This window comes from Paucibacter sp. Y2R2-4, from assembly GCF_025717535.1.
Lineage (GTDB): Bacteria > Pseudomonadota > Gammaproteobacteria > Burkholderiales > Burkholderiaceae_C > Paucibacter_A.
Genome location: NZ_JAJIRO010000001.1, coordinates 843,809 through 867,906 on the forward strand (window position 1 = coordinate 843,809; position 24,098 = coordinate 867,906).

Consider the following 24,098-nt stretch of genomic DNA (forward strand, 5'->3'; position numbering starts at 1 on the left):
CCGGCCATCAAAACAATCAGCTGCGGTTCACAGGGAGACATCGGCACGAGCCCTAGCGTTGGAGCCGCGAGCGGTCCAGCTTCAGGCAGGGCGCCGTAGAATGAGCCTCAGTATAGCGGTTGGCCCGGGCCGCCCGCCCCCGCGATGACCCTCCCCCAGGCTGCCCTGACACTCGCCAGCGCCCGGTGGCAGCCCAACGAATTGCCCAAAGCACCGATAAAGCACCGATGCAAAGCCGCCCCCTTTTTAAGCTCCTCAGCTCACTTTTGAAGCGAGCACTGCCGCTGGCAATCCTCCTATCTGGCGCAGCGCAGGCGGCCGACCTGGACGTCGCTCAACGTCAGTGGCTGGCCGGTCAACGTCAGCAAGCCGTGGCCACCATTGAAAAGGCGCTGAGCGCCAACCCCAACGAGTTAAAGCTGCGATTTGCGCTCGGCGTGATGCGTATGGAACTGGGAGAGCTGGATCAGGCGACCAAGTTGTTCACCGCTTTGACGCAAGACTTTCCCGATATTGCTGAGCCCTACAACAACTTGGCGGTGATTCAAGCCGCGCGGGGCGAGCTGACCCAGGCCCAAAACAGCCTGGAGCAAGCCTTGGCTTTGCAGCCGGCCCATGCCCAAGCCCTTGAAAACCTCGGCGATGTGCTGCTACGGCAGGCAGCGCGCGCGTTTCAAAGCGCCCAGCAAGCGCAAACAGCGCCCAGCGCGTCGCTCACCCAGAAGCTCAAACTCACCCAGGAACTGTTGAGCCAAACTCAAGGAAGCCAAACTCAAGGGACAAGGCCCCTCGACAAGGCGGCATTGCAGTGATTGAGTGACAATCCGCGCCCACGCCCCTTGAAGTTCTGAGTTTCAGGAAGAAGACATATGCAAGCGACTCTTAAGCTGTCTGCAAAGCAACTGCTGCGCCGGATCACAACAGCTGGCGGCATCAGTGTGATGGCCCTCGTGCTGGCGGCCAGCGCCCAGGCGCAAACCGTCAAGCTGAGCACCAGCGCAGGCGACATCCGCATCGCTTTGGACGCCGAGAAGGCGCCCAAATCAACTGCCAACTTCATCGCCTATGTGAAAGCCGGCCATTACAACGGCCTGATCTTTCACCGCGTGATCGAGAACTTCATGATCCAAGGTGGTGGATTCACCAAAGACATGAAGCAGTTGCCGACCCGGCCGCCCATTCCGCTGGAGTCGCGCAACGGCCTGCAAAACGTGCGCGGCAGCATCGCCATGGCGCGCACCAATGACCCCAATTCGGCCACCTCGCAGTTTTTCATCAACACCGTCGACAACGCCTTTCTCGACGCCGAGAACTCGCGCGACGGCCAAGGCTATGCCGTGTTCGGCCAAGTCATCGAAGGCATGGACGTGGTGGACAAGATCCGCGCCCAGCCCGTCGGCGATCGCAACGGCCAACAAAACGTGCCGCTGACCCCCATCATCATCAACAAAGCCATTCTGGAGCCCAAGAAATGAGCAAAACCGTCGAACTGCACACCAACCACGGCCTGATCGTCGTCGAACTCGATGACGCCAAAGCGCCCGTGACCACTGAGAACTTCCTGTCCTATGTGCGCAGCGGGCACTACAACGGCACGGTGTTCCACCGCGTCATCAAGGGTTTCATGATCCAAGGTGGCGGTTTCGAAGCCGGCATGAAGCAAAAGCCAACCACCGGCGAGATCAAGAACGAAGCCAATAACGGCCTGACCAACGAGCATTACACCCTGGCCATGGCCCGCACCAGCGCGCCGCACTCGGCCTCGGCCCAGTTCTTCATCAACACCACCAACAACGGCTTCTTGAACTTCAAGTCCGAAACGCCTTCGGGCTGGGGCTATGCCGTGTTCGGCAAAGTCATCAGCGGCAAGGAAGTGGTCGATGCCATCGAGAAGGTTCGCACCGGTCGCGCCGGCGGTCACGACGATGTGCCACTCGAAAACGTGGTGATCGAGCGCGCCGTTGAACTTGCCTGACTCTTCCGGTGAATTGAAGGGGCAGGCCAACTCCAATAGCGATTTGGCTGCGCCCCTGCTCTCCTTTGATGAATTGACGGCACCCGCCGAATGGCGCCGCATCGAGTTCCTCTCGGACTTGCATCTCTCGGAGAAGACACCCGCCACCCTGGCGGCCCTGGAACGCCATCTGCAAGAAACCAGCGCCGACGCGGTCTTCTTGCTGGGCGACATCTTCGAGGTCTGGGTTGGCGACGATGCTCGCTTTGATCCCTTTGAGTCGCGCTGCGTCGAGATCTTGCGCGCCGCCAGCCAAAGACTGCACCTGGCCTTTATGGCTGGCAACCGAGACTTTCTGCTGGGCCCGGACATGCTGGCCGATTGCGGCATTCAAGCCCTGTCCGACCCCACCGTGCTGATTGCTTTCGGGCAACGCTGGCTGCTGACCCACGGGGATGCGCTCTGCCTCTCTGACGTGGCCTACCAAGCCTTCCGAGCGCAGGTACGAAAGAGCGCTTGGCAGCAGCAATTCTTGGCTCAGCCCCTAGCTGTGCGCAGGGCATTGGCCCAGCAGATGCGCGAGGGCAGCCAAAACCAACAAGCCATGCAAGAACAATGGGGCGATCTGGACGCCCAGGCTTGTATTGATTGGCTCCAAGCCACGCAGTGCTCAGCCATGATTCACGGCCACACCCACCGCCCCACCACGCATCAGCTGTCTGATGGCCTGCAACGCCATGTGCTGAGCGACTGGGACTTCGAGTCCGAAGAAGCGCCGCGCGGCGATGTGCTGCGACTGCGGCAAGCCGGCCTGCGCCGGATCGCGCTGGCCTGATGTGGCATTGGCTTCGGGAGTCCTGGCGACGGCGCCGTGAAGCTCAGGCCCTGCGCCGGCACGCCATCCCCGAAGCGCTTTGGCAACTGACGCTGCTGCGTTACCCCTTTTTGGCCCGCCGCAGCCCGACTGAGCTGCAAGAACTGCGGCGCCTGTGCTCACTCTTTCTGGCCGAGAAAGAGTTTCACGGCGCCGCCGGCTTTGTGGTGACTGACGAAGTGGCCGTCGCGGTCGCCGCCCAGGCCTGCCTGCCGGTGCTGCGACTCGGGCTGGACTGGTACTCGGGCTTTGTCGGCATCGTCATGCATGCCGATGAAGTGCTGGCACAACGCGAAGTCGTCGACGACGATGGCATTGTTCATCACTATGAAGAAGCCCTTGCCGGCGAGGCGATGGAAGGTGGGCCCTTGATGCTGACCTGGGCGTCCATCAAGGACGAGGGAGATATCGCAAGCATGGATCCGCATGAAGCAGGCGTCTTCAATGTGGTGATCCACGAATTTGCCCACATCATCGATATGCGAGACGGATTCGCCGACGGCGTCCCACCGATGCCCAGCAGCGCCGCGCGCGAGCAATGGCTACAAGTGCTGGATACGGAATGGCAGGCATTTTGCGAACAGGTTGAGCAAGACCTGCCCTCGCCCATCGACGCTTACGGCAGCGAGAGCCCAGAAGAGTTCTTTGCAGTCGCAAGCGAAGCGTTTTTCGTGGCTCCCGAGGCGCTGTGGGCCGCGCACCCTGGTGTTTACCAATTGCTCTCAGGCTTCTTTCAACAAGATCCGCGGCCATAAAAAAACAGGCCGCTCGGGCCTGTTTTTACTTTGCAGCGGCCTTGCCGCGAGATCAGTTGGCGGTTGCCGGCTCCGCCTTGGGCTTGTTGTCGCGAACCTTCAGCGGCTGAATATCCAGCTGAACTTCGCCGGCGTCGTCCACATCCACGCTCAGACGCCCGCCTTCGACCAAACGGCCGAACAGCAACTCGTCCGCCAAGGCACGACGGATCGTGTCCTGGATCAAGCGCTGCATCGGGCGCGCCCCCATCAGCGGGTCGAAGCCCTTCTTGGCCAAGTGCTTGCGCAAGGCGTCGCTGAACGTGACTTCGACCTTCTTCTCTTGCAACTGGCTTTCCAGTTGCAGCAAGAACTTGTCGACCACGCGCATGATGATTTCCTCATCCAGCGCACGGAAGGACACGATGGCATCCAGGCGATTGCGGAACTCGGGCGTGAACAAGCGTTTGATATCGCCCATCTCATCGCCCTGCTGGCGCGAGTTGGTGAAACCGATGGTCGACTTGTTCATCGTCTCGGCGCCCGCATTGGTCGTCATGATGATGATGACATTGCGGAAGTCGGCCTTGCGCCCGTTGTTGTCGGTCAGCGAGCCATGGTCCATCACCTGCAGCAGCACGTTGAAGACATCTGGGTGCGCCTTCTCGATTTCGTCGAGCAAGAGCACCGCATGCGGCTTCTTGGTAACGGCCTCGGTCAGCAAGCCCCCTTGGTCAAAGCCCACATAGCCCGGAGGCGCGCCGATCAAGCGGCTGACCGCATGACGCTCCATGTACTCGGACATGTCGAAGCGAATCAGCTCGATGCCCAAGATGTAGGCCAGCTGCTTGGCCACCTCGGTCTTGCCGACGCCGGTGGGGCCGCTGAACAAGAAGCTGCCGATCGGCTTGTCTGGTTTACCCAGGCCTGAGCGCGCCATCTTGATGGCGGCAGCCAGGGCTTCGATCGCCGGTTCTTGGCCGAACACCACGCTGTTCAGATCGCGATCCAGGGTCTTCAGCTTGCCTCTATCATCGCTGGACACCGAGGCGGGCGGGATGCGCGCGATCTTGGCAACGATGTCTTCGACCTCGTTGCGAGTGATGGTCTTCTTCTGCTTGTTCTTGGGCAGGATGCGCTGGGCCGCGCCGGCCTCGTCGATCACATCGATGGCCTTGTCCGGCAGATGACGATCATTGATGTACTTGGCCGACAACTCGGCCGCGGCTTGCAAAGCGCCCAGCGCGTACTTGACGCTGTGGTGCTCTTCAAATCGCGACTTCAAGCCCTTCAAGATCTCAACCGTTTGCTCCACCGAGGGCTCGGCCACATCGACCTTTTGGAAGCGACGTGACAGTGCAGCGTCTTTCTCAAAAATACCGCGGTATTCGCTGAAGGTGGTGGCACCAATGCACTTCATGGCGCCGCTGGACAAAGCCGGCTTGAGCAAATTGCTCGCATCCAGCGTACCACCGGAAGCTGCACCCGCACCGATCAAGGTGTGGATTTCATCGATGAAGAGAATCGCGTTGGGCTGCTCCTTCAACTGCTTGAGCACCGCCTTCAAGCGCTGCTCAAAATCACCGCGGTACTTGGTACCGGCCAGCAAAGAGCCCATATCCAGCGAATAGACCACAGCCTCAGCCAAGACCTCGGGCACTTCGCCTTCGGTGATGCGCCAGGCCAGACCTTCGGCGATGGCGGTCTTGCCGACACCGGCCTCACCGACCAGCAGCGGATTGTTCTTGCGACGACGGCACAGAATCTGCACCACCCGCTCAACTTCCAACTCGCGGCCGATCAAGGGGTCGATCTTGCCGTCCTTGGCCTGCTGATTCAGGTTCTGGGTGAACTGCTCCAGCGGCGAGCCCTTGCCCTGCCCTTCGGCATCTTCACGCTCAGCCTCGGGACCACCGGCGCCGTCCTGGCCCTTAGGCGCTTCGGGCGGATCCGACTTCTTGATGCCGTGAGCGATGAAGTTCACCACATCGAGGCGAGTGACGCCTTGCTGATGCAAGTAATAGACCGCGTGCGAATCTTTCTCACCAAAGATAGCCACCAACACATTCGCGCCGGTGACTTCTTTCTTGCCACTGCCGGTGGACTGCACATGCATGATGGCGCGCTGAATCACGCGCTGGAAGCCCAGCGTGGGCTGGGTATCCACCTCATCCGCACCGCCCACCGTGGGCGTGTTCTCTTTGATGAATTGCGCCAAGCTCTTGCGCAAATCATCCAAATTGGCCGAGCATGCGCGCAGCACCTCGGCGGCAGACGGGTTGTCCAACAGGGCCATCAGCAAGTGCTCGACGGTGATGAACTCATGGCGCTGCTGGCGCGCCTCGACGAACGCCATGTGCAGGCTGACTTCAAGCTCTTGCGCAATCATGCGGCCTCCATAATGCACTGCAAAGGATGGCCGGCTCGCCTTGCGGCTGCCAGCACCAATTCGACTTTCGTCGCTGCAACGTCCTTGCTGAAGACGCCACAGACCCCACGCCCATCGTGGTGGATTTTGAGCATGATCTGGGTCGCAGTATCCAGGTCATGGCGGAAATATTCCTGCAAGACCATCACGACAAATTCCATTGGCGTGAAATCGTCATTCAGGAGCAGGACTTGGTAGAGCCGCGGCGGCTCCGTTTTCTGGGTCTGACGCTCGACGGTGGTGGTGCCATCGAATTCATCTCGACCTGGCGGACCGGCCGGCGGTACAGGGGGTTGGCGGGGAAGATCTGGCATGTCCTGATTCTATTCATTGAGGGCCGGCAACGTTGGCACGCTACACAGTACCCTTTTATGCATCTTGCGCCGAAGCGGCCAATTGCAAGCATTGAAATGGCAGCAGGCCGCTGCTTTTTTCTCAAGCTAGGCCGGCATCAGGGTCCACCCCATCCGGGCAGGTCCCAAATTGACACATCTTGAGCTCAATTCAAAAATGCGCCGCGTGCTGCAAAGGCGGCACAAAAGAGCAAGCACAGCAGAATTGAGGAAGGAGTCTGGAATGGCCTCAGGAACAGTCAAATGGTTCAACGACGCTAAGGGTTTTGGCTTTATCGAGCCTGAATCGGGCGGCGCCGATGTGTTCGCGCATTTTTCAGCCATCCAGATGGAGGGCTTTCGCACCCTTCAACAGGGCGGACGGGTGAATTTTGATCTGGTCGATGGCCCCAAAGGTCAGCTGGCACAGAACATTACGCCGGTTGAGGCGCATCAACAGGCAGCCCAGGCGGAAATGAGTGTGGCGGCCTGATATCAGCGCCAGCGCCTGAAAAAAAAACAAAAGGCCCGCGAACAGCGGGCCTTTTTGCTTGCGAGGCGCGGGCGATCGATGGCCGAGATCAAGCACTAGACCTGCACTCGGCACTGCGCCCTCTTACATATTCTCGATCATGACCTGGCCAAAGCCGGAGCAAGACACCTGAGTCGCGCCCTCCATCAAGCGGGCGAAGTCATAGGTGACCCGCTTGCTCAGAATGGACTTGCCCATGGACTCGATGATCAGATCGGCCGCTTCGGTCCAGCCCATGTGGCGCAACATCATTTCGGCCGAGAGGATTTCAGAACCAGGGTTCACATAATCTTTACCAGCGTACTTCGGTGCGGTGCCGTGGGTGGCCTCGAACATGGCGATCGAGTCGCTCAGATTGGCGCCGGGGGCGATGCCAATACCGCCGACTTGAGCGGCCAGCGCGTCCGACACATAGTCGCCGTTCAGGTTGAGCGTGGCGATGACCGAGTACTCGGCGGGGCGCAAGAGAATCTGCTGCAAGAAGGCGTCGGCGATGGAGTCCTTGATAGTGATGGGCTTGCCGTTCTTCGGATTGATCAGACGGCACCAGGGGCCGCCATCGATCAGTTCAGCACCAAACTCCTTCTGCGCCAGCGCATAAGCCCAGTCACGGAAGCCGCCTTCCGTGTACTTCATGATGTTGCCCTTGTGCACAATGGTCACGCTGGGCTTGTCATTGTCGATGGCGTACTGAATGGCCTTGCGCACCAGGCGCTCGGTGCCCTCAATCGACACCGGCTTGACGCCTAAACCCGAAGTCTCGGGGAAACGGATCTTCTTGACGCCCATTTCCTCTTGCAAGAACTTGATCAGCTTCTTGGCTTTCTCGCTCTCGGCTTCAAACTCAATGCCGGCGTAGATGTCTTCCGAGTTCTCGCGGAAGATCACCATATCGGTCTTGTGCGGTTCTTTCACCGGCGAGGGCACGCCAGGGAAGTAACGTACGGGTCGCAGGCACACATAAAGGTCCAATTCCTGACGCAGGGCCACGTTCAGCGAACGAATGCCACCACCCACGGGCGTGGTCAGCGGCCCCTTGATGGACACCACATAGTCCTTCAACGCCTCCAGGGTCTCAGCCGGCAGCCAGACGTCCGGGCCATACACCTGGGTCGCTTTCTCACCGGCAAAAATCTCCATCCAGTGAATTTGGCGGGTTCCGCCATAAGCCTTGGCCACCGCGGCGTCGACCACCTTGAGCATCACCGGCGTGATATCCAAGCCAGTGCCATCACCTTCGATATAGGGAATGATGGGCTGATCCGGCACATTCAATGTGTGATCCGCGTTGATGGTGATTTTGGAGCCCTTCGCAGGGATCTGGATATGCTGGAACATGAAGGAAGTTCTCCGGAAATAGTCGAGAGGGCGCCGCTCGAAACGCCAAAAATTCTAGCGACTTTAAACAGCAAAACGCGCCAAGAAAAAAGCCGACGCTGGGCGCCGGCTTTTTCAGTTTGAGTAAAAGAAGAATCTCAAAGAAAACTCTTCTTGGACTAGCCCCAATCAGGCCAGCACGGTCGCCAAAGCGGCATTGAAACTGGCGCTAGGACGCATCACTTCAGCCAGCTTGTTTGCATCGGGCTTGTAGTAACCCCCGATATCAACAGGCTTGCCTTGCACCGCGGCCAACTCGGCAACGATGACGGTTTCTTTTTCGGCAAGAGCCTTTGCCAAAGGTGCAAACTTCGCGGCCAGCTCAGCATCTTCGGTCTGCGCAGCCAAAGCCTGGGCCCAGTACAGGGACAGATAGAACTGGCTGCCACGGTTGTCCAGCTGGCCAGTCTTGGGGCTGGGGTTCTTGTTGTTGTCCAACAGCTGGCCGGTGGCAGCATCCAGCGTCTTGGCGAGCAGCTTGGCCTTGGGGTTGTTGTTCTTCAGGCCCAGGTCTTCCAGGCTGACGGCCAAGGCCAGGAACTCACCCAAGGAGTCCCAGCGCAGATGGTTTTCTTCCACCAACTGCTGAACATGCTTAGGCGCCGAGCCACCCGCGCCGGTTTCGTACATGCCACCGCCGGCCATCAAGGGCACGATGGACAGCATCTTGGCCGAGGTGCCCAGTTCCATGATGGGAAACAGGTCGGTCAGGTAGTCGCGCAGGATGTTGCCGGTGGCGCTGATGGTGTCCAAGCCACGGATCACTCGCTCCAAGGTGTAACGCATGGCGCGAACTTGGCTCATGATCTGGATGTCCAGACCGGCCGTGTTGTGCTCGTGCAGGTACATCTTGACCTTGGTGATCAGCTGCGCTTCATGCGGACGGTACTGATCCAACCAGAACACCACCGGCATGCCGGAGTTGCGGGCGCGGTTCACGGCCAACTTGACCCAGTCGCGGATGGCAGCGTCCTTGCACTGGCACATACGCCAGATGTCGCCCTGCTCCACGTCCTGGCTCATCAGCACTTCGCCGGTGTCCAGATCGGTGATATTGGCCACGCCGTCTTCCGAGATCTCGAAGGTCTTGTCGTGCGAGCCGTACTCTTCGGCCTGCTGAGCCATCAAGCCGACATTGGGCACCGTGCCCATGGTCTTGGGATCGAAGGCGCCGTGCCACTTGCAGAAATTGATCATCTCCTGATAGATGCGGGCAAAGGTCGACTCCGGCATCACGGCCTTGACGTCCTTCAAGCGGCCATCTGCGCCCCACATCTTCCCGCCATTGCGGATCATGGCCGGCATCGACGCGTCAACAATGATGTCGTTGGGCGAGTGGAAGTTGGTGATGCCCTTGGCCGAATCAACCATGGCCAACTCGGGGCGGTGCTCGTGGCAGGCGTGCAGATCACGCTTGATTTCGTCTTGCTTGCTCTGCGGCAGCGTGGCGATCTTGTTGTAGAGATCGACCATGCCGTTGTTGACATTGATGCCTAGCTCTTCAAACAGCTTGCCGTGCTTGTCGAAGGCCTCGCGGTAGAAGATCTTCACGCAGTGACCGAAGACGATGGGGTGCGAGACCTTCATCATGGTGGCCTTGACGTGCAGCGAGAACATCACACCGGTCTGGCGCGCGTCTTCGATTTCCTTTTCATAGAAATCCAGCAGCGCCTTCTTGCTCATGTACATGCTGTCGATGACTTCGCGATCCAGCAGCGCCACCTTGGGCTTGAGCACGATGGTCTGGCCACTCTTGGTGATCAGCTCCATCTTGACGTTGCGGGCGCGGTCCAAGGTCATGGACTTTTCGCCGTGATAGAAGTCGCCGCCATGCATGTGCGAGACATGCGAGCGCGAAGCCTGGCTCCAATCGGCCATGCTGTGCGGGTTCTTGCGGGCGTATTCTTTGACGGCCTTGGGTGCGCGGCGGTCGGAGTTGCCTTCACGCAGCACCGGGTTCACCGCACTGCCGATGCACTTGCCGTAGCGGGCCCGGATGTCCTTCTCTTCGTCGGTCTTGGGGCTTTCCGGATAGTCCGGGATCGGGTAGCCCTTGCCTTGCAGTTCCTTGATGGCGGCCTTCAGCTGAGCCACCGAGGCGCTGATATTGGGCAGCTTGATGATGTTGGCTTCAGGCTTCAGGGTCAGCTTGCCCAACTCAGACAGGCGGTCGGGCTGACGCTGCTCTTCACTCAGAAATTCTGGGAACTGACCCAGGACGCGGCCGGCCACGGAGATATCGCTGGTCTCGACGCGAACGCCTGCTGGCGCCGTGAAGGCCTGCACGATGGGCAGGAACGACGCCGTCGCCAGCAGCGGGGCCTCGTCGGTCAGGGTGTAGATGATGGTCGGCTGCGATGTTGTCATGTGGTTTCCAGATCGGCCATCTTCTGGCCCAAGGAGTGGAACGATTAGGGCGCCAATTCTAAGTCAGCGGCGCCGCCTGCGGACTCAAGTCTTATATAAGTCTTAGAAAACTCATGCGAAGAATCAGGTCCACTGGCCGCAGACGGCGACCACCTGATCCCACACACCGTGACCCAAAGCCCAAGCCGAACCCAAGGCCAAGCCCAGCCCGCCAAGCCGCACCGACAGGCGCACGGCGCTAGCGCCGTCATTGCCGCTCCGGCGCAACCGACTCAAGAGCCAGGGTCCCAATGCCAGGCCAGCCCCAGAAGTCAGGGCGAAAGCCGCCATCACCAAACCGCCCTGCACCGGGCCAGAGGCCAGAGCAGAGAGCAAAAGCGCCGAGTGCAAAAGGCCACAGGGCCAGGCCACCCAAGCCAAGCCCGCAAAGCCAGCGACCGCCACTCGCTTGGAGCCAGCCAGACTGACCCCGCCACGCCGGAGATCCTTCACCGGCACTTCTACTTGGCGAGCCACATCTTGCCCCAGACGCTCGAGCCAAGCCGGCTGGCGCCCGCGCAATAACAGCGCCATACCCAAAAGAAAAGCCGCCACCTGAACCAAGACCCAAACCGGACGCAATAGGGCGGTGGACTGTCCCAACTGGCTCAGGATCTGCATGCTGCCGGCCGCTAAAGCGCCAGCGACACCGTAGCCCAGCAAGCGTCCCAGCTGAAATGCGAAAGGCGAGCGCCCGCCCGCCGCGGTGCATGAAGCACCACACATGGCCAGGCAATGGGGCGTGCCAGCCACGCCCATCATCAAGGCCGAGCCGGCCAGTGCAAGATCAAGCATCAGATGATTCTAGAGAATCGCTCACGGCTCCGGTCAGCTTGCAAATAACGGTCAAACACCATGGCGACGGCGCGGACGAAATACCAACCCATGGTGGTCACCTGAATCGCCTCCGGCTCCACGATCACCAAGCCCTGCTCGGCGAGCTCGTTCATGCGCTCCAGCTCAGGCTTGAAATAGGCCTTCACATCGACCAGATGCGCCAAGGCAATCGACTCAAACTCAAGGCGCCCTTGGCACATCAAGGCCATGATGACGGCACGCCGCACGATGTCGTCACGGCTCAGCGCCAGGCCGCGATTGACCGGCAATTGCCCTTGGCGCAAGGCGTCGTAATACTCATCCAAGGTCTTGGCGTTTTGGCTGTAGCAAGCGCCAACCCGGCCAATGGCAGACACGCCCAGTGCCACCAGATCGCAGTCAGGCTGCGTGCTGTAGCCCTGGAAGTTGCGGTGCAAGCGGCCTTGGCGTTTGGCCACGGCCAGCGAATCGGTGGACAAGGCGAAATGGTCCATGCCGATATAGCTGTAGCCATGGGTTTGGAAGCCTGCAATGGCGGCGGCCAACATCACCACTTTGTCACTCGCGGGCGGCAATTGCGCCGAATCAATGCGACGCTGTGGCTTGAAGCGCTGCGGCAAATGGGCGTAGCCGTACAGAGCGATTCGGTCCGGCTTCAAAGCACCCACTTGCTCAATCGTGCGAGCAAAGGAGGCCGGCGTTTGCAGTGGCAAGCCATAGATCAAGTCAACATTGGTCGATTCAAAGCCGAGCTCGCGCGAGGCCACCATCAAGCGCTCAACGCTCTCAAAGCTCTGGATCCGGTGCACTGCTTTTTGGACATCGGCATCAAAATCCTGCACCCCAAAGCTCAGGCGATTGAAGCCCAATTCACGCAGATGTTTCAGCCTGTCGATGGTGACCGTGCGGGGGTCGACCTCAATCGACACCTCAGCGCCGGCGGCCACCTTGAAGCGCTCGCGCAGCGCTTGCATCAGCTGCGTCAACTCGGCGTCGCTCAAGAAGGTCGGCGAGCCGCCGCCCAAATGCAGCTGAGAAACAGAAGCGCCTCGTCCCAGATGCACCAAGGTCAGGTCCATCTCGGTGATCAAGGCGGCGAGGTACTCGGCGGCCTTGTCGTGATGCTTGGTGATGACCTTGTTGCAGGCGCAGTAATAGCAAACCGATTCGCAAAATGGAATGTGCAGATACAGCGACAAAGGGGTCGCGCCGCCCACCAAAGAGCCACTGGCCCGCTGCGACAGCGCCTGCTCATATTGCGGAGCCGTAAAGGCCTCAACAAAGCGATCCGCCGTGGGATAGGAGGTGTAGCGCGGCCCGGACACGTCGAAGCGGCGCAACAAATCCTCATTGATGTTGGCGGGGGCCTTGGCCTCGACGGAGGCGGGGCCGGCATGAATGTTCTGTACCATGGCGCACACTGTGCCAAGGCTTTGGCTGTTTGACTTGATCAGGATCAAGCTTCCCGCGCTTGTCCGCACCAACAATGCGGCATCGTTTGAGGTGCATCATGCTCATGTCCGTCAAAACTTCGCAAATCTCCAAGGACTCGTCTGCTTACGTTTCGCAGGGCGAGACCGCCAACCGGCCGTCGGGCCGGCTTGAAACAAGGCCCATGATGAATGCCCCCCTGCCGATCAAGATCGAACCGTTGAAAGTCGCCTGCTCCAGCTGCAATTTGCGAGAGCTGTGCCTGCCGGTCGGCCTGCATTCGGACGATCTGGCCCAACTCGACAAGCTGGTGGCCACCCGCCGTCAGATCAATCGCGGCGACACCCTGTTTCGCAGCGGCGACAGTTTTCAATCGCTGTACGCTGTGCGCACCGGTTTTTTCAAGACTTGCGTGGCCTCGGAAGACGGCCGCGATCAAGTCACGGGCTTTCAAATGGCCGGCGAATTGCTGGGGCTGGACGGCATCAGCACCGATCGTCACAGCTGCGACGCGGTCGCGCTGGAAGACTCCTCGGTTTGCGTGATCCCTTACGAGCAGTTGGAAGAACTGTCGCGCGAGTTCACCGATTTGCAGCGCCAGTTCCACAAGATCATGAGCCGCGAAATCGTGCGCGACCATGGCGTGATGCTCTTGCTGGGCAGCATGCGCGCAGAAGAACGCCTGGCGGCCTTTTTGCTGAACCTCACGCAACGCCTGCAGGCGCGCGGCTTCTCCGCTGCAGCCCTGGTCCTGCGAATGACGCGGGAAGAGATCGGCAGCTACCTGGGCTTAAAGCTCGAAACCGTCAGCCGCACCTTCTCCAAGTTCCAGGACGAAGGCTTGCTGGAAGTGAAGCAGCGCCATCTGCGCATCTTGGATCAAGCGGGCTTGCAAAAGCTGGTCAACAACACCGCTTGCTGATCCAGTCGTCCGACTCAAGCTGGGCCTGAGTCGGCACCTTCAATTCGAATCAGTCCGCGCTATTCAGCGCGGCCAAGCGCGAGGGTGAGTGTTCTCGGGCTGGTCGGGCAGCGCCGCCAGCAACAAGGTCAAGCTGGAGCTGAGGCCGATGACCAACCAAAAGAGCAAAAAGCTCAAGGTGTAGATCGCTTGCCGCGGCAAGTCCATCGGCGCCCCGCCGAACCAGGTCAAGTCAGTGGGGTCGACCACCGCGAACACCAAGGCCTCCATCACCCCGGCCATCAGAAATGATGGCCAGACCACCGCCATGGCCATGCGGCTGAGCCGGCTGCTACCGTCGCCCTGAACTTCAGGCAGATCGGCAGTCGAAGAGCCGATCGGCGAATTCATTGCCCACCCGTCGCGGCATGGTTGCGCGCCTCGCGCGCCGGTACCAAGGCTTTAGATCCACTGGCCTTGGCCGTTGAGACCTGCTCTTGCAGCACCGGATCGGGGTGCGACAAAGCCAAGCTCAGGGTCGCAAAACTGGCCACCACCACCAGGGCAGGTCCACCCACCACCAACCACATCATCGGCTCACGCCACCAGGACTTCGACTTTTTGCCTTCGGCCGGGGTCAGCGCCTGCTGGGCTGCTTCTTGTGTGCTCATGATTTGTCTCCGTCGCCGCACTTCTTGCTTGGCTGATCCGGTACCGCTCAGCGCGGCACCACAAAGGTTGATTTCTCTTCCACGGCCAGGCCTGCCTTGGAGACAGAGCCCGCCACTTCGGCGCCTCTCAACTGGAACTGAATGGCGTGTGCACCGCTACCAGCCTTGGCGGCCACCTCAGGCGGCACCCGCAAAGCCACCGACACCCAGCGGGCCTCGGCCGGCTGCACCGTCATTTCGACCGGCTTGGCCAAGGCCAGCTGATCCATGCCGCTGACCGTCAGGGTATAACTTCGAACCTGCTCGGAGGCGTTCATGACCTGCAGCCGGTACAGATTCTCGATATAGCCGTCTTCCACCAAGCGCGCCATCACGCCGCGATCGCGCACCACATCGAGCTTCACCGGGCTGCGCAAGAACAAGAGACTGCCCAGAAGTGACGCACACAAGACCAGCAGCACCACGGTGTACAGCACCACGCGGGGCCGGAACATGCGACGCAGCTTTTGCGCCTTGCTCAGGTGCTGGGCCAGGCCGTTTTGCGTGTCGTAGCGAATCAGACCGCGCGGGTAATTCATCTTGTCCATCACGCCGTCACAGACATCAATGCAGGCCGCGCAACCAATGCACTCGTATTGCAGGCCCTTGCGGATGTCGATGCCGGTGGGACAAACCTGCACGCACAAGGTGCAGTCGATGCAGGAACCCAGGCCCTGGGCCTTCACTTCATCAACACTGGCCTTGCGGCTGCGCGAACCGCGCGGCTCACCGCGCTCGGCGTCATAGCTGATGATGAGGGTGTCTTTGTCGAACATGGCGCTCTGAAAGCGCGCATAGGGGCACATGTATTTGCAGACCTGCTCGCGCATATAGCCTGCATTGCCGTAGGTGGCAAAACCATAGAACAGGACCCAGAACCATTCCCACGGCCCAAAGCCCAGGGTGAAGGCCTCGGCCCAGAGTTGTTTGATCGGCGTGAAGTAGCCGACAAAACTGAAGCCCGTCCACAAACCCAGCGCAATCCAAGTGAACTGCTTGCCACTTTTGCGCCAAAGCTTGTTGAAATTCCAGGGACCGCCGTCCAGCTTGATGCGAGCCTGGCGGTCGCCTTCAAACTTCTGCTCGATCCACATATAGATCTCGGTGTAGACCGTCTGCGGACAGGCAAAGCCACACCAGAGCCGCCCGGCTACGGCGGTAAACAAGAACAGGCCGTATGCCGAAATTAGCAGCAGGCCCGTCAGGTAAATAAAGTCCTGCGGATACAGGACCAAGCCAAAGATATAGAAGCGCCGACTGGCCAGATCGAAGAGCACCGCTTGGCGCGAGTTCCAATCCAGCCAAGGCAGGCCGTAAAACAAGATCTGCGTGAACCAAACCAGGCCCCAGCGCCAGTTCGCGAACAGGCCGCTGACGGCGCGCGGGTAGATCTTCTTCTGTGCCGCATACAGCGACACGATTTCAATCACCGCATCGCCATCGGGGCCGGGTTTGGACAGCGCGGCGGTGCCGCGCTGCGTGGACGCAATATCAGTCATTCAACAGCCACTGATCTTCAACGCGCTTGAGCCGTGGTCGACGAAGCGCCACGCGACAGACCCCACACATACGCACCCAAGACGTTGATTTGCTCAGCGCTCAGACGTGTGCCGTGGGCCGGCATCATATTGTTTTTGCCGTTGTTGATCATATTGATGACCGCTTCTTCGCCCCATCCATGCAGCCAGATCTTGTCGGTCAAGTTTGGAGCACCCAAGGCTTGGTTGCCCTTTCCGTCCATGCCGTGGCAGGCAGCGCAAGCACCAAACTTGGGCTTGCCCAGCTGAGCAGCAATGGCGTTGTGCGCGCTACCCGACAGGCTCAAGACGTAGTTGGCCACGTTCTTGACGTCTTCCGGGCCACCGACCGCCGCAGCCATCGGAGGCATCACGCCGTTGCGGCCTTCAGTGATGGTCTTGACGATGGTCTCGTGCTCGCCACCATACAACCAGTCGCCGTCGGTCAAGTTGGGGAAGCCCTTGCTGCCCTTGCCATCCGAGCCGTGGCAGCCCGCACAGTTATTGGCGAACAAGCGCTCACCAATGGCCATGGCGGGAGGCATCTGCGTCAGTTGCTCGGCCGTCTTGCCCTGGAACTCCGAATAGACCTTGCTGATGGCTTCATGCGCGGCCTTTTGCTCGGCTTCGTACTGGCCCTTGCTGCTCCAGTTCAAAGAACCCTTGCTGGAGCCCAGACCTGGATACATGGCCAGATAGATACCGGCGAACACCACCGTCAGCACGAACAGAATCGCCCACCAGCGCGGCAGGGGGTTGTTCATTTCACGCAGGTCTTCGTCCCAGACATGGCCGGTGCTGTTGTCGCTGGCCATGACGCGGTGACGTGCCGCGACCAGCAACAGAACAATACAAAACACCAGACCAAAGATCGTGACACCGGCCACGAACATGGACCAACCATCAGAGAAAAAATCACTCATTGAGGCCTCCCATCGGCTTCATCTTGCAGCGCCATGCCTGCCAATTCATCGAAGCGTGCCTTGTTGCGGCTGGAATAGGCCCAGGCCACGATTGCAAGGAACACCAGCAGCGACAGCACCGTCACTGCGATTCTTAAAGCATTGATATCCATTGCGAAGTCTCCTTGCGCTTACTTGAGCGCAGTGCCGAGCACTTGCAGATAGGCCACCACGGCATCCATCTCGGTATGACCCTTGACGGCCTCGCCGGCGCCGGCGATGTCGGCGTCGCTGTAGGGCACGCCAACGGTCCGCAGCGCTTTCAGCTTAGGCGCCATGTCCGCAGGGTTGAGCTGAGCCGCGACCAACCAGGGGTAGGCCGGCATATTCGACTCCGGCACCAAGTCGCGCGGATTGTTCAGATGGATGCGATGCCACTCATCGCTGTACTTGCCGCCCACGCGGTGCAGGTCAGGACCGGTACGCTTCGAGCCCCATTGGAAGGGGTGGTCGTAGACGAACTCACCGGCGGTGGAGTAGTGGCCGTAACGCAGCGTTTCCGAGCGGAAGGGGCGAATCATCTGCGAGTGGCAGTTGTAGCAACCTTCGCGGATGTAGACGTCGCGACCCGCCAACTGCAGCGGCGTGTAGGGCTTCAGCCCAGGTGCCGCTTCGGTGGTGGAGCGCTGGAAGAACAGCGGCACGATTTCAACTGCGCCACCGGCGAGCACCGTCACCAGCGTCAGCACGATCATCAAGAAATTGCTGGTCTCGATGCGCTGATGTCCGCTGGCCTTGTGTTCTGTGGATGCCATATAAATTTCTCCTCGTTCTCGCGTTCAGCGGATCAGGCGTTGACCAGGGTGGGGATCGGTGCCTTCACAGCACGACCCACCTGCACGGTCTTGACCACGTTCCAGGCCATCACCAACATGCCGCCGAGGTAGAGCAAGCCGCCCACCAAACGCACCACATAGAAGGGATAGGTCGCCTTGACGCTTTCGACAAAGGTGTAGACCAAGGTGCCGTCCGGGTTGACCGCACGCCACATCAGACCCTGCATGACACCGGCAATCCACATCGCAGCGATGTAAAGCACGATGCCCAGCGTCGCCACCCAGAAGTGCAACTCAATTGCCTTCTTCGAGTACATCTCGGTGCGACCGAACATGCGCGGGATCAGGTGGTAGAGCGAACCCATGGAAATCAGACCCACCCAGCCCAAGGCGCCGGAGTGCACGTGGCCAATGGTCCAGTCGGTGTAGTGGCTCAGCGCGTTGACAGTCTTGATGGACATCATCGGACCTTCAAAGGTCGACATGCCGTAGAAAGACAGGGACACGATCAGGAACTTCAGGATCGGGTCGTCACGCAGTTTGTGCCAAGCGCCCGACAAGGTCATGATGCCGTTGATCATGCCGCCCCAGCTCGGCGCCAGCAGCACCAGCGAGAACACCATGCCCACCGATTGCGCCCAGTCAGGCAGCGCGGTGTAGTGCAGATGGTGTGGGCCCGCCCACATATAAGTGAAGATCAACGCCCAGAAGTGGACGATAGACAGGCGATAGCTGTAGACCGGGCGGCCTGCTTGCTTAGGGATGTAGTAGTACATCATGCCCAGGAAGCCGGCGGTCAGGAAGAAGCCCACCGCATTGTGGCCGTACCACCATTGCACCATGGCGTCTTGCACGCCTGCGTAGGCCGAGTAGCTCTTGAACAAGCTGACCGGGATGGCTGCGCTGTTGACCAAGTGCAGCAGGGCCACGGCGATGATGAAGGCGCCGAAGAACCAGTTGGCCACATAGATGTGCTTGACCTTGCGGGTGCCAACGGTGCCAAAGAACACCACCGCGTACGAAACCCAGACCAGCGTGATCAGGATGTCGATCGGCCACTCCAGCTCGGCATACTCTTTGCCGCTGGTGATGCCCAAGGGCAAAGTGATCGCGGCCGAGAGGATGACCAACTGCCAAGCCCAGAAAGTGAACCAGGCCAAGCCGGGCGCGAACAAGCGCGTCTGACCGGTGCGCTGCACCACGTGGTAAGCCGTGGCAAACAAAGTACAACCACCAAAAGCAAAAATCACCGCATTGGTGTGCAGAGGTCGCAATCGACCGTAACTGAGCCATGGAATGCCCAGATTGAGTTCGGGCCAGGCCAGCTGAGCGGCAATCACCACCCCCACCAGCATGCCCACAACACCCCATAGAACGGCGGCGAGCGCAAAGGCCCGCACCACTCCGTCTTCGTACACGCCTCCGGTCGACATGACCGGCGCAGCAGTATTTGCCATTTGTTTGGCTCCTTGCAGCTTCTAATTAGACGATTGCGATTCTTCGCGACCGTCACGGGTGAAAACTTGATGTTGGTCAACCTCGGGAGCATCTTCCAAGATTCGCCCCCCTTCACGTTCCAAATCTTCCAACTGACCGTTGTTAATTGCCCACCCAAAGATGCCCACGATCACCAGGACCAAGAGCACCGAAACGGGGATCAATAAATACATCACATCCATGCGCAGGCCTTCATTGCTTTGAGAACGCCAGGCGCTGGGCATTCAAGACCACAAACAGCGAACTGCAGGCCATGCCCAGACCTGCAGCCCAAGGCGGCAAAAAGCCCGCCAGAGCCAAAGGAATACAAGCGGCGTTGTAGGCCGCAGCCCAGGCCAAGTTTTGCCGAATCACACGGGCACTGTGCTGGGCCAGGACACGCGCCGAAGCCAAATCCGCCAGCCGATTGGAGAGCAGCAAGGCATCGGCACTGGCACGCGCCAGCATGGCGCCCTGCCCCATCACCACACTGGCGTCGGCGCGCGCCAACACCGGAGCATCGTTGATTCCGTCGCCCACCATCAGCACACAACGCCCCTGAGCCTGTAACTTGGCCACCAATGCCAGCTTGCTGGCCGGCGTGGCGCCCCCTTGGGCCTGCTGCACGCCCGCCGTCTGAGCCAAACGGCTGACCCGATCGGGGGCATCGCCAGACAACAAGACCGTCTTCAAGCCCTGGCGATGCAAGGCCTCGATCGCAGCGACGGCATCAGGACGCAACACCTCACCAAAACGGAGCCCAATCATGGCGCCGGCGCGCCCAAAAGCCAATTGCACCTCAACAGGCAAGACCTGACCCTCAGGCGCAGCTTCCGCCACCCAGGCTGGCGCGCCAAGACGCCACAGCTGCCCTTGCTCGTCCCTTGCCTGCAAACCCAAGCCGGCTTGCTCGCTGATCTGCTGCCATTGAACCGAGGCAGCCTCAGCGCCAGCCGATTCGACCAAAGCCCGCGAAAAAGGATGCTGCGAGTGACTTGCCAGATCACGGGCCAGGTGCAAGAGCGCCTCGACTTTTACATCAGGGGCCGCGCCGCTTGCAGCGCGGACCTCCAACAGCGCCATCCGATCCTCGGTCAGGGTGCCGGTTTTATCGAACACCACGGTGTCCACCCGACACAGCGTTTCCAGCACATCCAACTTCACCAGCAAGAAGCCGCGCTTGGCCAGCGCAGCCGTGGCAGCCAAACGCGCCGAGGGGGCGGCCAGAGAAAGCGCGCAAGGACAGGTCACGATCAGAACCGACACCGCCACCCAGACCGAGCGCGCCGGGTCGATAAAGTGCCAAGCCAAGGCGCCGACCGCCGCCAGGAACAAGACCGCCCACAAGAAAGGGCCGGCCACACGGTCCGCCAACTCAGTGGCCGCTGGACGCTGCGTCATCGCCTCGCGCATCAAACGAACAATGGACTCGTGCCGCGTATCGGCGCCCACGCGCAAAACGCGCACTTCCAGCGGCGCCTGCAAATTCATGCTGGCAGCCACCACTTCGTCGCCCTCCAGCTTGACCACAGGCAAAGACTCACCACTGAGCAAGGACTCATCGACGGTACTTCTACCGCGCTCCACCACGCCATCGGCAGGAAATGCCTGACCCGCAAACACCCGCACCCGATCACCGACACCAAGGCGGCTGGGGGCGACCCGCTCAAGAGAGCCGTCAGGCAGGATGCGCTCGACCGCATCGGGCAGGCGGTTCGCTGCCTGTTCAAGCACCGTTGCCGCGCGGTGGCGCGCTCGCAATTCAAGATAACGCCCACCCAGCAAAAACGCCACGAACATGGTGAGCGAGTCAAAAAAGACCTCGTCCCCAAAAAAACCACCAGGCTCGAACAGGGCGCCACTGCTGGCGACGAAAGTGACCGTCAGCCCCAGTGCCACCGGTACATCCATGCCCATTCGACCGGATCGCAGCTGCTGCCACGCGCCCCGAAAGAAGGGCCCAGCCGAAAAGAGCAGGACTGGCAAGCTCAAGACCCAACAAGCCCATTGCAGCAAGCGCACCAGGTCAGGGCTGATTTCACCAGGCGCAGCGAAGTAGGACGGCGCCGCCATCATCATCACTTGCATCATCAAAAAAGCAGCCACGAACAAGCGCCACAAGGCCTGGCGGTGCTCACGCTCGCGCAACTGCCGCGCAGGAGCGGCCACATCTGGTGCCGCGCCATAACCCGCCCGCTCGACGCGTGCCAGAACCTGGGCCAGAGTGCAGCGCGCCGGTTGCCAACGCAGCGTCAGCCGCGCGCTGGCTGCGTTAACTCGGGCGTTCTGCACGCCCGGCAATTCACACAAAGCTTGTTCGATGATGCCCGCGCAAGCCGCGCAGTGCAGCCCGGACAGCTGGAACTGAGACTCCGCAATCGCCGCGCTTTCAATGCCGCTTTCAGTGCCGCTTTCAACAAGCAGACGAGCAGATTGCGACTGCGCGCCGACAAGAGAGCTCGACGCCTCACCCGCCCCACTCAACCAGCGTGTGAAGGGGGCCAGCAGGGCTGGGTCGTCCGGCAGCATGGCGCCTGCAAGAGTCGCGGCTGCGGGGGGGCGGAGTCGGTTCGAAGCTGAAGTCATCTTGCTAGGGGGCGGCAGCGTAATCTAGGCGAACTCGGCACAGGCTGGAATGATATAGATCAAGACCCTTGCGGCGCCGCACTCTTTTCAGTCACCCCCTCGCTCAGCATCGATCTCTCAGCAGCAAACACCACCTCCAAAGCCCATGAATGCCCCATCCGAGGCATCCAAACAAAAAAAGGCCGGTCCAAGACCGGCCTTTCGTCAATGCGGAAAAACTCAGGCGAAGTTGGCCTGAGCGAAGTCCCAGTTGACCAGGTTGTTCAGGAACACTTCGACAAACTTGGGGCGCAGATTGCGGTAGTCGATGTAGTAGGCGTGTTCCCACACATCGATGGTCAGCAAAGCCTTGTCAGCGGTGGTCAGCGGGGTGCCTGCGGCGCCGGTGTTGACGATGTCCAGGCTACCGTCGGCCTTTTTCACCAGCCAGGTCCAGCCGGAACCAAAATTACCCACGGCACTCTTGGTGAAGGCCTCCTTGAAGGCATCCAGGCTGCCCCACTTGGCGTTGATCGCGTCGGCCAAAGCGCCGGTCGGTGCGCCGCCGCCATTGGGCTTCATGCAGTTCCAGAAGAAGGTGTGGTTCCAGATCTGAGCAGCGTTGTTGTAGATCGGGCCGCTGGACTTCTTGACGATCTCTTCCAACGACAGGGCTTCAAACTCAGTGCCCTTTTGCAGATTATTCAGGTTCACCACATAGGCGTTGTGATGCTTGCCGTGATGGAACTCCAGCGTTTCGGCGCTGTAGTGCGGGGCCAGGGCGTCCTTGGCATAAGGCAAGGCGGGAAGGGTATGTTCCATGTCAACTCCTCGGTGCGTAAAAAAGTGGGGCGCAAGCCCTGCGGATCGGGCGCGATTCTAGGTCTTTGCTGATGGCCTTGTGCGCGTGCCCTTACTCTTGTGCGGGCTTGTCTTTGAGCCTTCGGTGGCCAGGACCTGCATCTGCGCCTCGCCATCGGCCAAGACGGCGTGCACCTGCTGACCGACACTCAGTTGCGCCACCGAAGTCAGCGCCCGACCCTGCCCATCGTCAAGCCAGGCATAACCCCGCGCCAAGACACGCTGGGGGTCTAGCGCCGACAAACGCGCCTGCAATGAATCCAAGCGCATGCCTTGCGCCCGCAAGGCAGCCGGCGCGGCATGGCGACTGCGCTGCTCCAGATTGTTCAAACGCTGAATCTGCATGGCCTGCAGCTTGGGCAAGGCCTGACCCCAGCGCTGCGCCAGCAAGGCCAGTTGGCGACGCTGACGGGTCAAAATTTCAGTGGGCCGAGCCAAGCGCAGCCCCAGACGATCCAAGCGCTGCGCAGCCATGTCCAGGCGCTGCTCCAGCCGCCGAGTCAAGGCAGCGGACAAAGCGGCCAAAGCATCCAGATTGGCCTGGCGCGAGGGAGCCGCCAACTCGGCCGCAGCCGTGGGCGTGGGGGCGCGCAAATCTGCGGCCAAATCGCACAAGGTCACATCGGTCTCATGGCCCACACCACAAATCACCGGCAAGTTTGATGCCGCCACGGCCCGCACCACCCGCTCATCATTGAAGGCCCACAAGTCCTCCAAGGAGCCGCCGCCACGCACCAGCAAGAGCGCATCGACCTCGGCGCGTTCATTGGCAACTCGCAAAGCAGCCACCAAAGCGGGAGGCGCCTGTTCGCCCTGCACGGGGCTGGGGTAGATGATCACCTCCACATGGGGTGCACGCCGCGCCAAGGCGGTCAGCACATCATGCAAGGCCGCACCAGCGGTCGAGGTGATCACGCCGAGTCGGCGCGGAAACGCGGGGAGAGCTCGCTTGGACGCGGCGTCGAACAAACCGGCCACCTCCAGCTTGGCCTTTAAGCGCAAAAACTGTTCGTACAGCGCCCCCGCACCCGCCCGACGCATGGCTTCGACCACGAACTGCAATTCGCCACGCGGTTCATAAAGGGTGAGCCGCCCGCGCATTTCCACCAGCGCCCCATCGGCGGGCGAAAAGTCCAACAAGCTGGCCGCACGCCGGAACATCGCACAGCGCAACATGGCGGACTGTCCGTCAGCATCCTTCAAACTGAAGTAGCAATGCCCGCTGGCGGCACGAGTAAAACCCGACAACTCGCCGCCGACCACGCAAACGGAAAACCGCGCCGAGAGGCTGTCGCTGACGGCCATCAAGAGCGCGGCCACACCCCAGACACGACGCTGTGGCGCGGCCTGCAGAGGCTCATTCATACGCCAGCCCAATGAAGACGCGGGCCTGGAAGTCCACAAGCGCAGCCAGACTGGCTCGAACGGACATTGTTCGCGTCACGC

General features: G+C 60.4%; 24 protein-coding genes. 7 read left to right on the forward strand and 17 right to left on the reverse strand.

The window, feature by feature from the left end:
* The first annotated feature begins 266 nt into the window (after positions 1–266).
* From LNV06_RS03670 to LNV06_RS03690, 5 genes are all read left to right on the forward strand, one after another.
* Entirely contained in the window at positions 267–812 is a 546-nt protein-coding gene (locus tag LNV06_RS03670) for a tetratricopeptide repeat protein (protein WP_263536872.1), read from the forward strand.
* Between the two features lie 129 nt (positions 813–941).
* Positions 942–1,475, forward strand: coding sequence for a peptidylprolyl isomerase (locus LNV06_RS03675; protein WP_263537503.1), 534 nt, complete (start codon positions 942–944; stop codon positions 1,473–1,475).
* The gene (locus LNV06_RS03680; RefSeq protein WP_263536873.1) at positions 1,472–1,975 is read left to right on the forward strand and encodes a peptidylprolyl isomerase; all 504 of its coding nucleotides are present in this window, start codon (positions 1,472–1,474) and stop codon (positions 1,973–1,975) included. The genes LNV06_RS03675 and LNV06_RS03680 overlap by 4 nt, the downstream gene beginning before the upstream one ends.
* The gene (locus tag LNV06_RS03685) at positions 1,962–2,789 is read left to right on the forward strand and encodes a UDP-2,3-diacylglucosamine diphosphatase (protein WP_318013429.1); all 828 of its coding nucleotides are present in this window, start codon (positions 1,962–1,964) and stop codon (positions 2,787–2,789) included. Before LNV06_RS03680 ends, LNV06_RS03685 begins: the two co-directional genes overlap by 14 nt.
* Positions 2,789–3,583, forward strand: coding sequence for a M90 family metallopeptidase (locus tag LNV06_RS03690; RefSeq protein WP_263536874.1), 795 nt, complete (start codon positions 2,789–2,791; stop codon positions 3,581–3,583). The genes LNV06_RS03685 and LNV06_RS03690 overlap by 1 nt, the downstream gene beginning before the upstream one ends.
* A gap of 52 nt (positions 3,584–3,635) precedes the next feature.
* Here LNV06_RS03690 and clpA read toward each other — a convergent pair whose 3' ends face one another.
* Positions 3,636–5,951 carry an ATP-dependent Clp protease ATP-binding subunit ClpA gene (gene clpA, locus LNV06_RS03695; RefSeq protein ID WP_263536875.1) on the reverse strand — a complete coding sequence of 772 codons (2,316 nt, stop codon included), beginning with the start codon at positions 5,949–5,951 and terminating at the stop codon, positions 3,636–3,638.
* Positions 5,948–6,304 carry an ATP-dependent Clp protease adapter ClpS gene (gene clpS / locus LNV06_RS03700; RefSeq protein WP_263536876.1) on the reverse strand — a complete coding sequence of 119 codons (357 nt, stop codon included), beginning with the start codon at positions 6,302–6,304 and terminating at the stop codon, positions 5,948–5,950. The genes clpA and clpS overlap by 4 nt, the downstream gene beginning before the upstream one ends.
* 169 nt (positions 6,305–6,473) lie before the next feature.
* Between clpS and LNV06_RS03705 the strand changes: the two genes are divergently transcribed.
* Positions 6,474–6,815 (forward strand): cold-shock protein, encoded by a 342-nt coding sequence (locus tag LNV06_RS03705; RefSeq protein WP_318013430.1) that lies wholly within the window; start codon positions 6,474–6,476, stop codon positions 6,813–6,815.
* Positions 6,816–6,938: 123 nt separating this feature from the next.
* Here the strand turns inward: LNV06_RS03705 and icd are convergent, their stop codons facing one another.
* From icd to hemN, 4 genes are all read right to left on the reverse strand, one after another.
* Complete coding sequence (gene icd / locus LNV06_RS03710) at positions 6,939–8,192, reverse strand: NADP-dependent isocitrate dehydrogenase (RefSeq protein WP_263536877.1); 1,254 nt, start codon at positions 8,190–8,192, stop codon at positions 6,939–6,941.
* Between the two features lie 168 nt (positions 8,193–8,360).
* Positions 8,361–10,598 (reverse strand): NADP-dependent isocitrate dehydrogenase, encoded by a 2,238-nt coding sequence (locus tag LNV06_RS03715; RefSeq protein ID WP_263536878.1) that lies wholly within the window; start codon positions 10,596–10,598, stop codon positions 8,361–8,363.
* 123 nt (positions 10,599–10,721) lie between these two features.
* The gene (locus tag LNV06_RS03720) at positions 10,722–11,432 is read right to left on the reverse strand and encodes a sulfite exporter TauE/SafE family protein (RefSeq protein ID WP_263536879.1); all 711 of its coding nucleotides are present in this window, start codon (positions 11,430–11,432) and stop codon (positions 10,722–10,724) included.
* Complete coding sequence (gene hemN / locus LNV06_RS03725; RefSeq protein ID WP_263536880.1) at positions 11,432–12,865, reverse strand: oxygen-independent coproporphyrinogen III oxidase; 1,434 nt, start codon at positions 12,863–12,865, stop codon at positions 11,432–11,434. Before hemN ends, LNV06_RS03720 begins: the two co-directional genes overlap by 1 nt.
* A gap of 203 nt (positions 12,866–13,068) precedes the next feature.
* Here hemN and fnr point away from each other — a divergent pair, with 203 nt between their 5' ends.
* Positions 13,069–13,806: a fumarate/nitrate reduction transcriptional regulator Fnr gene (fnr, locus tag LNV06_RS03730; RefSeq protein ID WP_411970047.1), complete on the forward strand. Its 738-nt coding sequence runs from the start codon at positions 13,069–13,071 to the stop codon at positions 13,804–13,806.
* 63 nt (positions 13,807–13,869) lie between these two features.
* Here the strand turns inward: fnr and LNV06_RS03735 are convergent, their stop codons facing one another.
* The 11 genes from LNV06_RS03735 to xseA form a co-directional block, all read right to left on the reverse strand.
* On the reverse strand, positions 13,870–14,196 hold the full coding sequence (locus tag LNV06_RS03735) for a hypothetical protein (protein ID WP_263536882.1): 327 nt from the start codon (positions 14,194–14,196) through the stop codon (positions 13,870–13,872).
* Positions 14,193–14,456 carry a hypothetical protein gene (locus LNV06_RS03740; protein WP_263536883.1) on the reverse strand — a complete coding sequence of 88 codons (264 nt, stop codon included), beginning with the start codon at positions 14,454–14,456 and terminating at the stop codon, positions 14,193–14,195. Before LNV06_RS03740 ends, LNV06_RS03735 begins: the two co-directional genes overlap by 4 nt.
* Before the next feature lie 47 nt (positions 14,457–14,503).
* Positions 14,504–15,994, reverse strand: coding sequence for a cytochrome c oxidase accessory protein CcoG (ccoG, locus tag LNV06_RS03745; RefSeq protein WP_263536884.1), 1,491 nt, complete (start codon positions 15,992–15,994; stop codon positions 14,504–14,506).
* A 17-nt stretch (positions 15,995–16,011) separates the two neighbouring features.
* Positions 16,012–16,935: a cytochrome-c oxidase, cbb3-type subunit III gene (gene ccoP, locus LNV06_RS03750; protein WP_263536885.1), complete on the reverse strand. Its 924-nt coding sequence runs from the start codon at positions 16,933–16,935 to the stop codon at positions 16,012–16,014.
* Positions 16,932–17,087 (reverse strand): cbb3-type cytochrome oxidase subunit 3, encoded by a 156-nt coding sequence (locus LNV06_RS03755; protein ID WP_263536886.1) that lies wholly within the window; start codon positions 17,085–17,087, stop codon positions 16,932–16,934. Before LNV06_RS03755 ends, ccoP begins: the two co-directional genes overlap by 4 nt.
* An 18-nt stretch (positions 17,088–17,105) precedes the next feature.
* Complete coding sequence (ccoO, locus tag LNV06_RS03760) at positions 17,106–17,729, reverse strand: cytochrome-c oxidase, cbb3-type subunit II (protein WP_263536887.1); 624 nt, start codon at positions 17,727–17,729, stop codon at positions 17,106–17,108.
* 32 nt (positions 17,730–17,761) lie between these two features.
* Entirely contained in the window at positions 17,762–19,207 is a 1,446-nt protein-coding gene (ccoN, locus tag LNV06_RS03765) for a cytochrome-c oxidase, cbb3-type subunit I (protein ID WP_263536888.1), read from the reverse strand.
* A gap of 21 nt (positions 19,208–19,228) precedes the next feature.
* A complete protein-coding gene (gene ccoS, locus LNV06_RS03770) occupies positions 19,229–19,429 on the reverse strand; it encodes a cbb3-type cytochrome oxidase assembly protein CcoS (RefSeq protein ID WP_263536889.1) in 201 nt (66 codons plus the stop codon).
* A gap of 10 nt (positions 19,430–19,439) precedes the next feature.
* Positions 19,440–21,755: a heavy metal translocating P-type ATPase gene (locus LNV06_RS03775; RefSeq protein WP_263536890.1), complete on the reverse strand. Its 2,316-nt coding sequence runs from the start codon at positions 21,753–21,755 to the stop codon at positions 19,440–19,442.
* Between the two features lie 276 nt (positions 21,756–22,031).
* A complete protein-coding gene (locus tag LNV06_RS03780; protein WP_263536891.1) occupies positions 22,032–22,613 on the reverse strand; it encodes a superoxide dismutase in 582 nt (193 codons plus the stop codon).
* Positions 22,614–22,670: 57 nt separating this feature from the next.
* Positions 22,671–24,017: an exodeoxyribonuclease VII large subunit gene (xseA, locus tag LNV06_RS03785; protein WP_263536892.1), complete on the reverse strand. Its 1,347-nt coding sequence runs from the start codon at positions 24,015–24,017 to the stop codon at positions 22,671–22,673.
* Positions 24,018–24,098 lie beyond the last annotated feature (81 nt).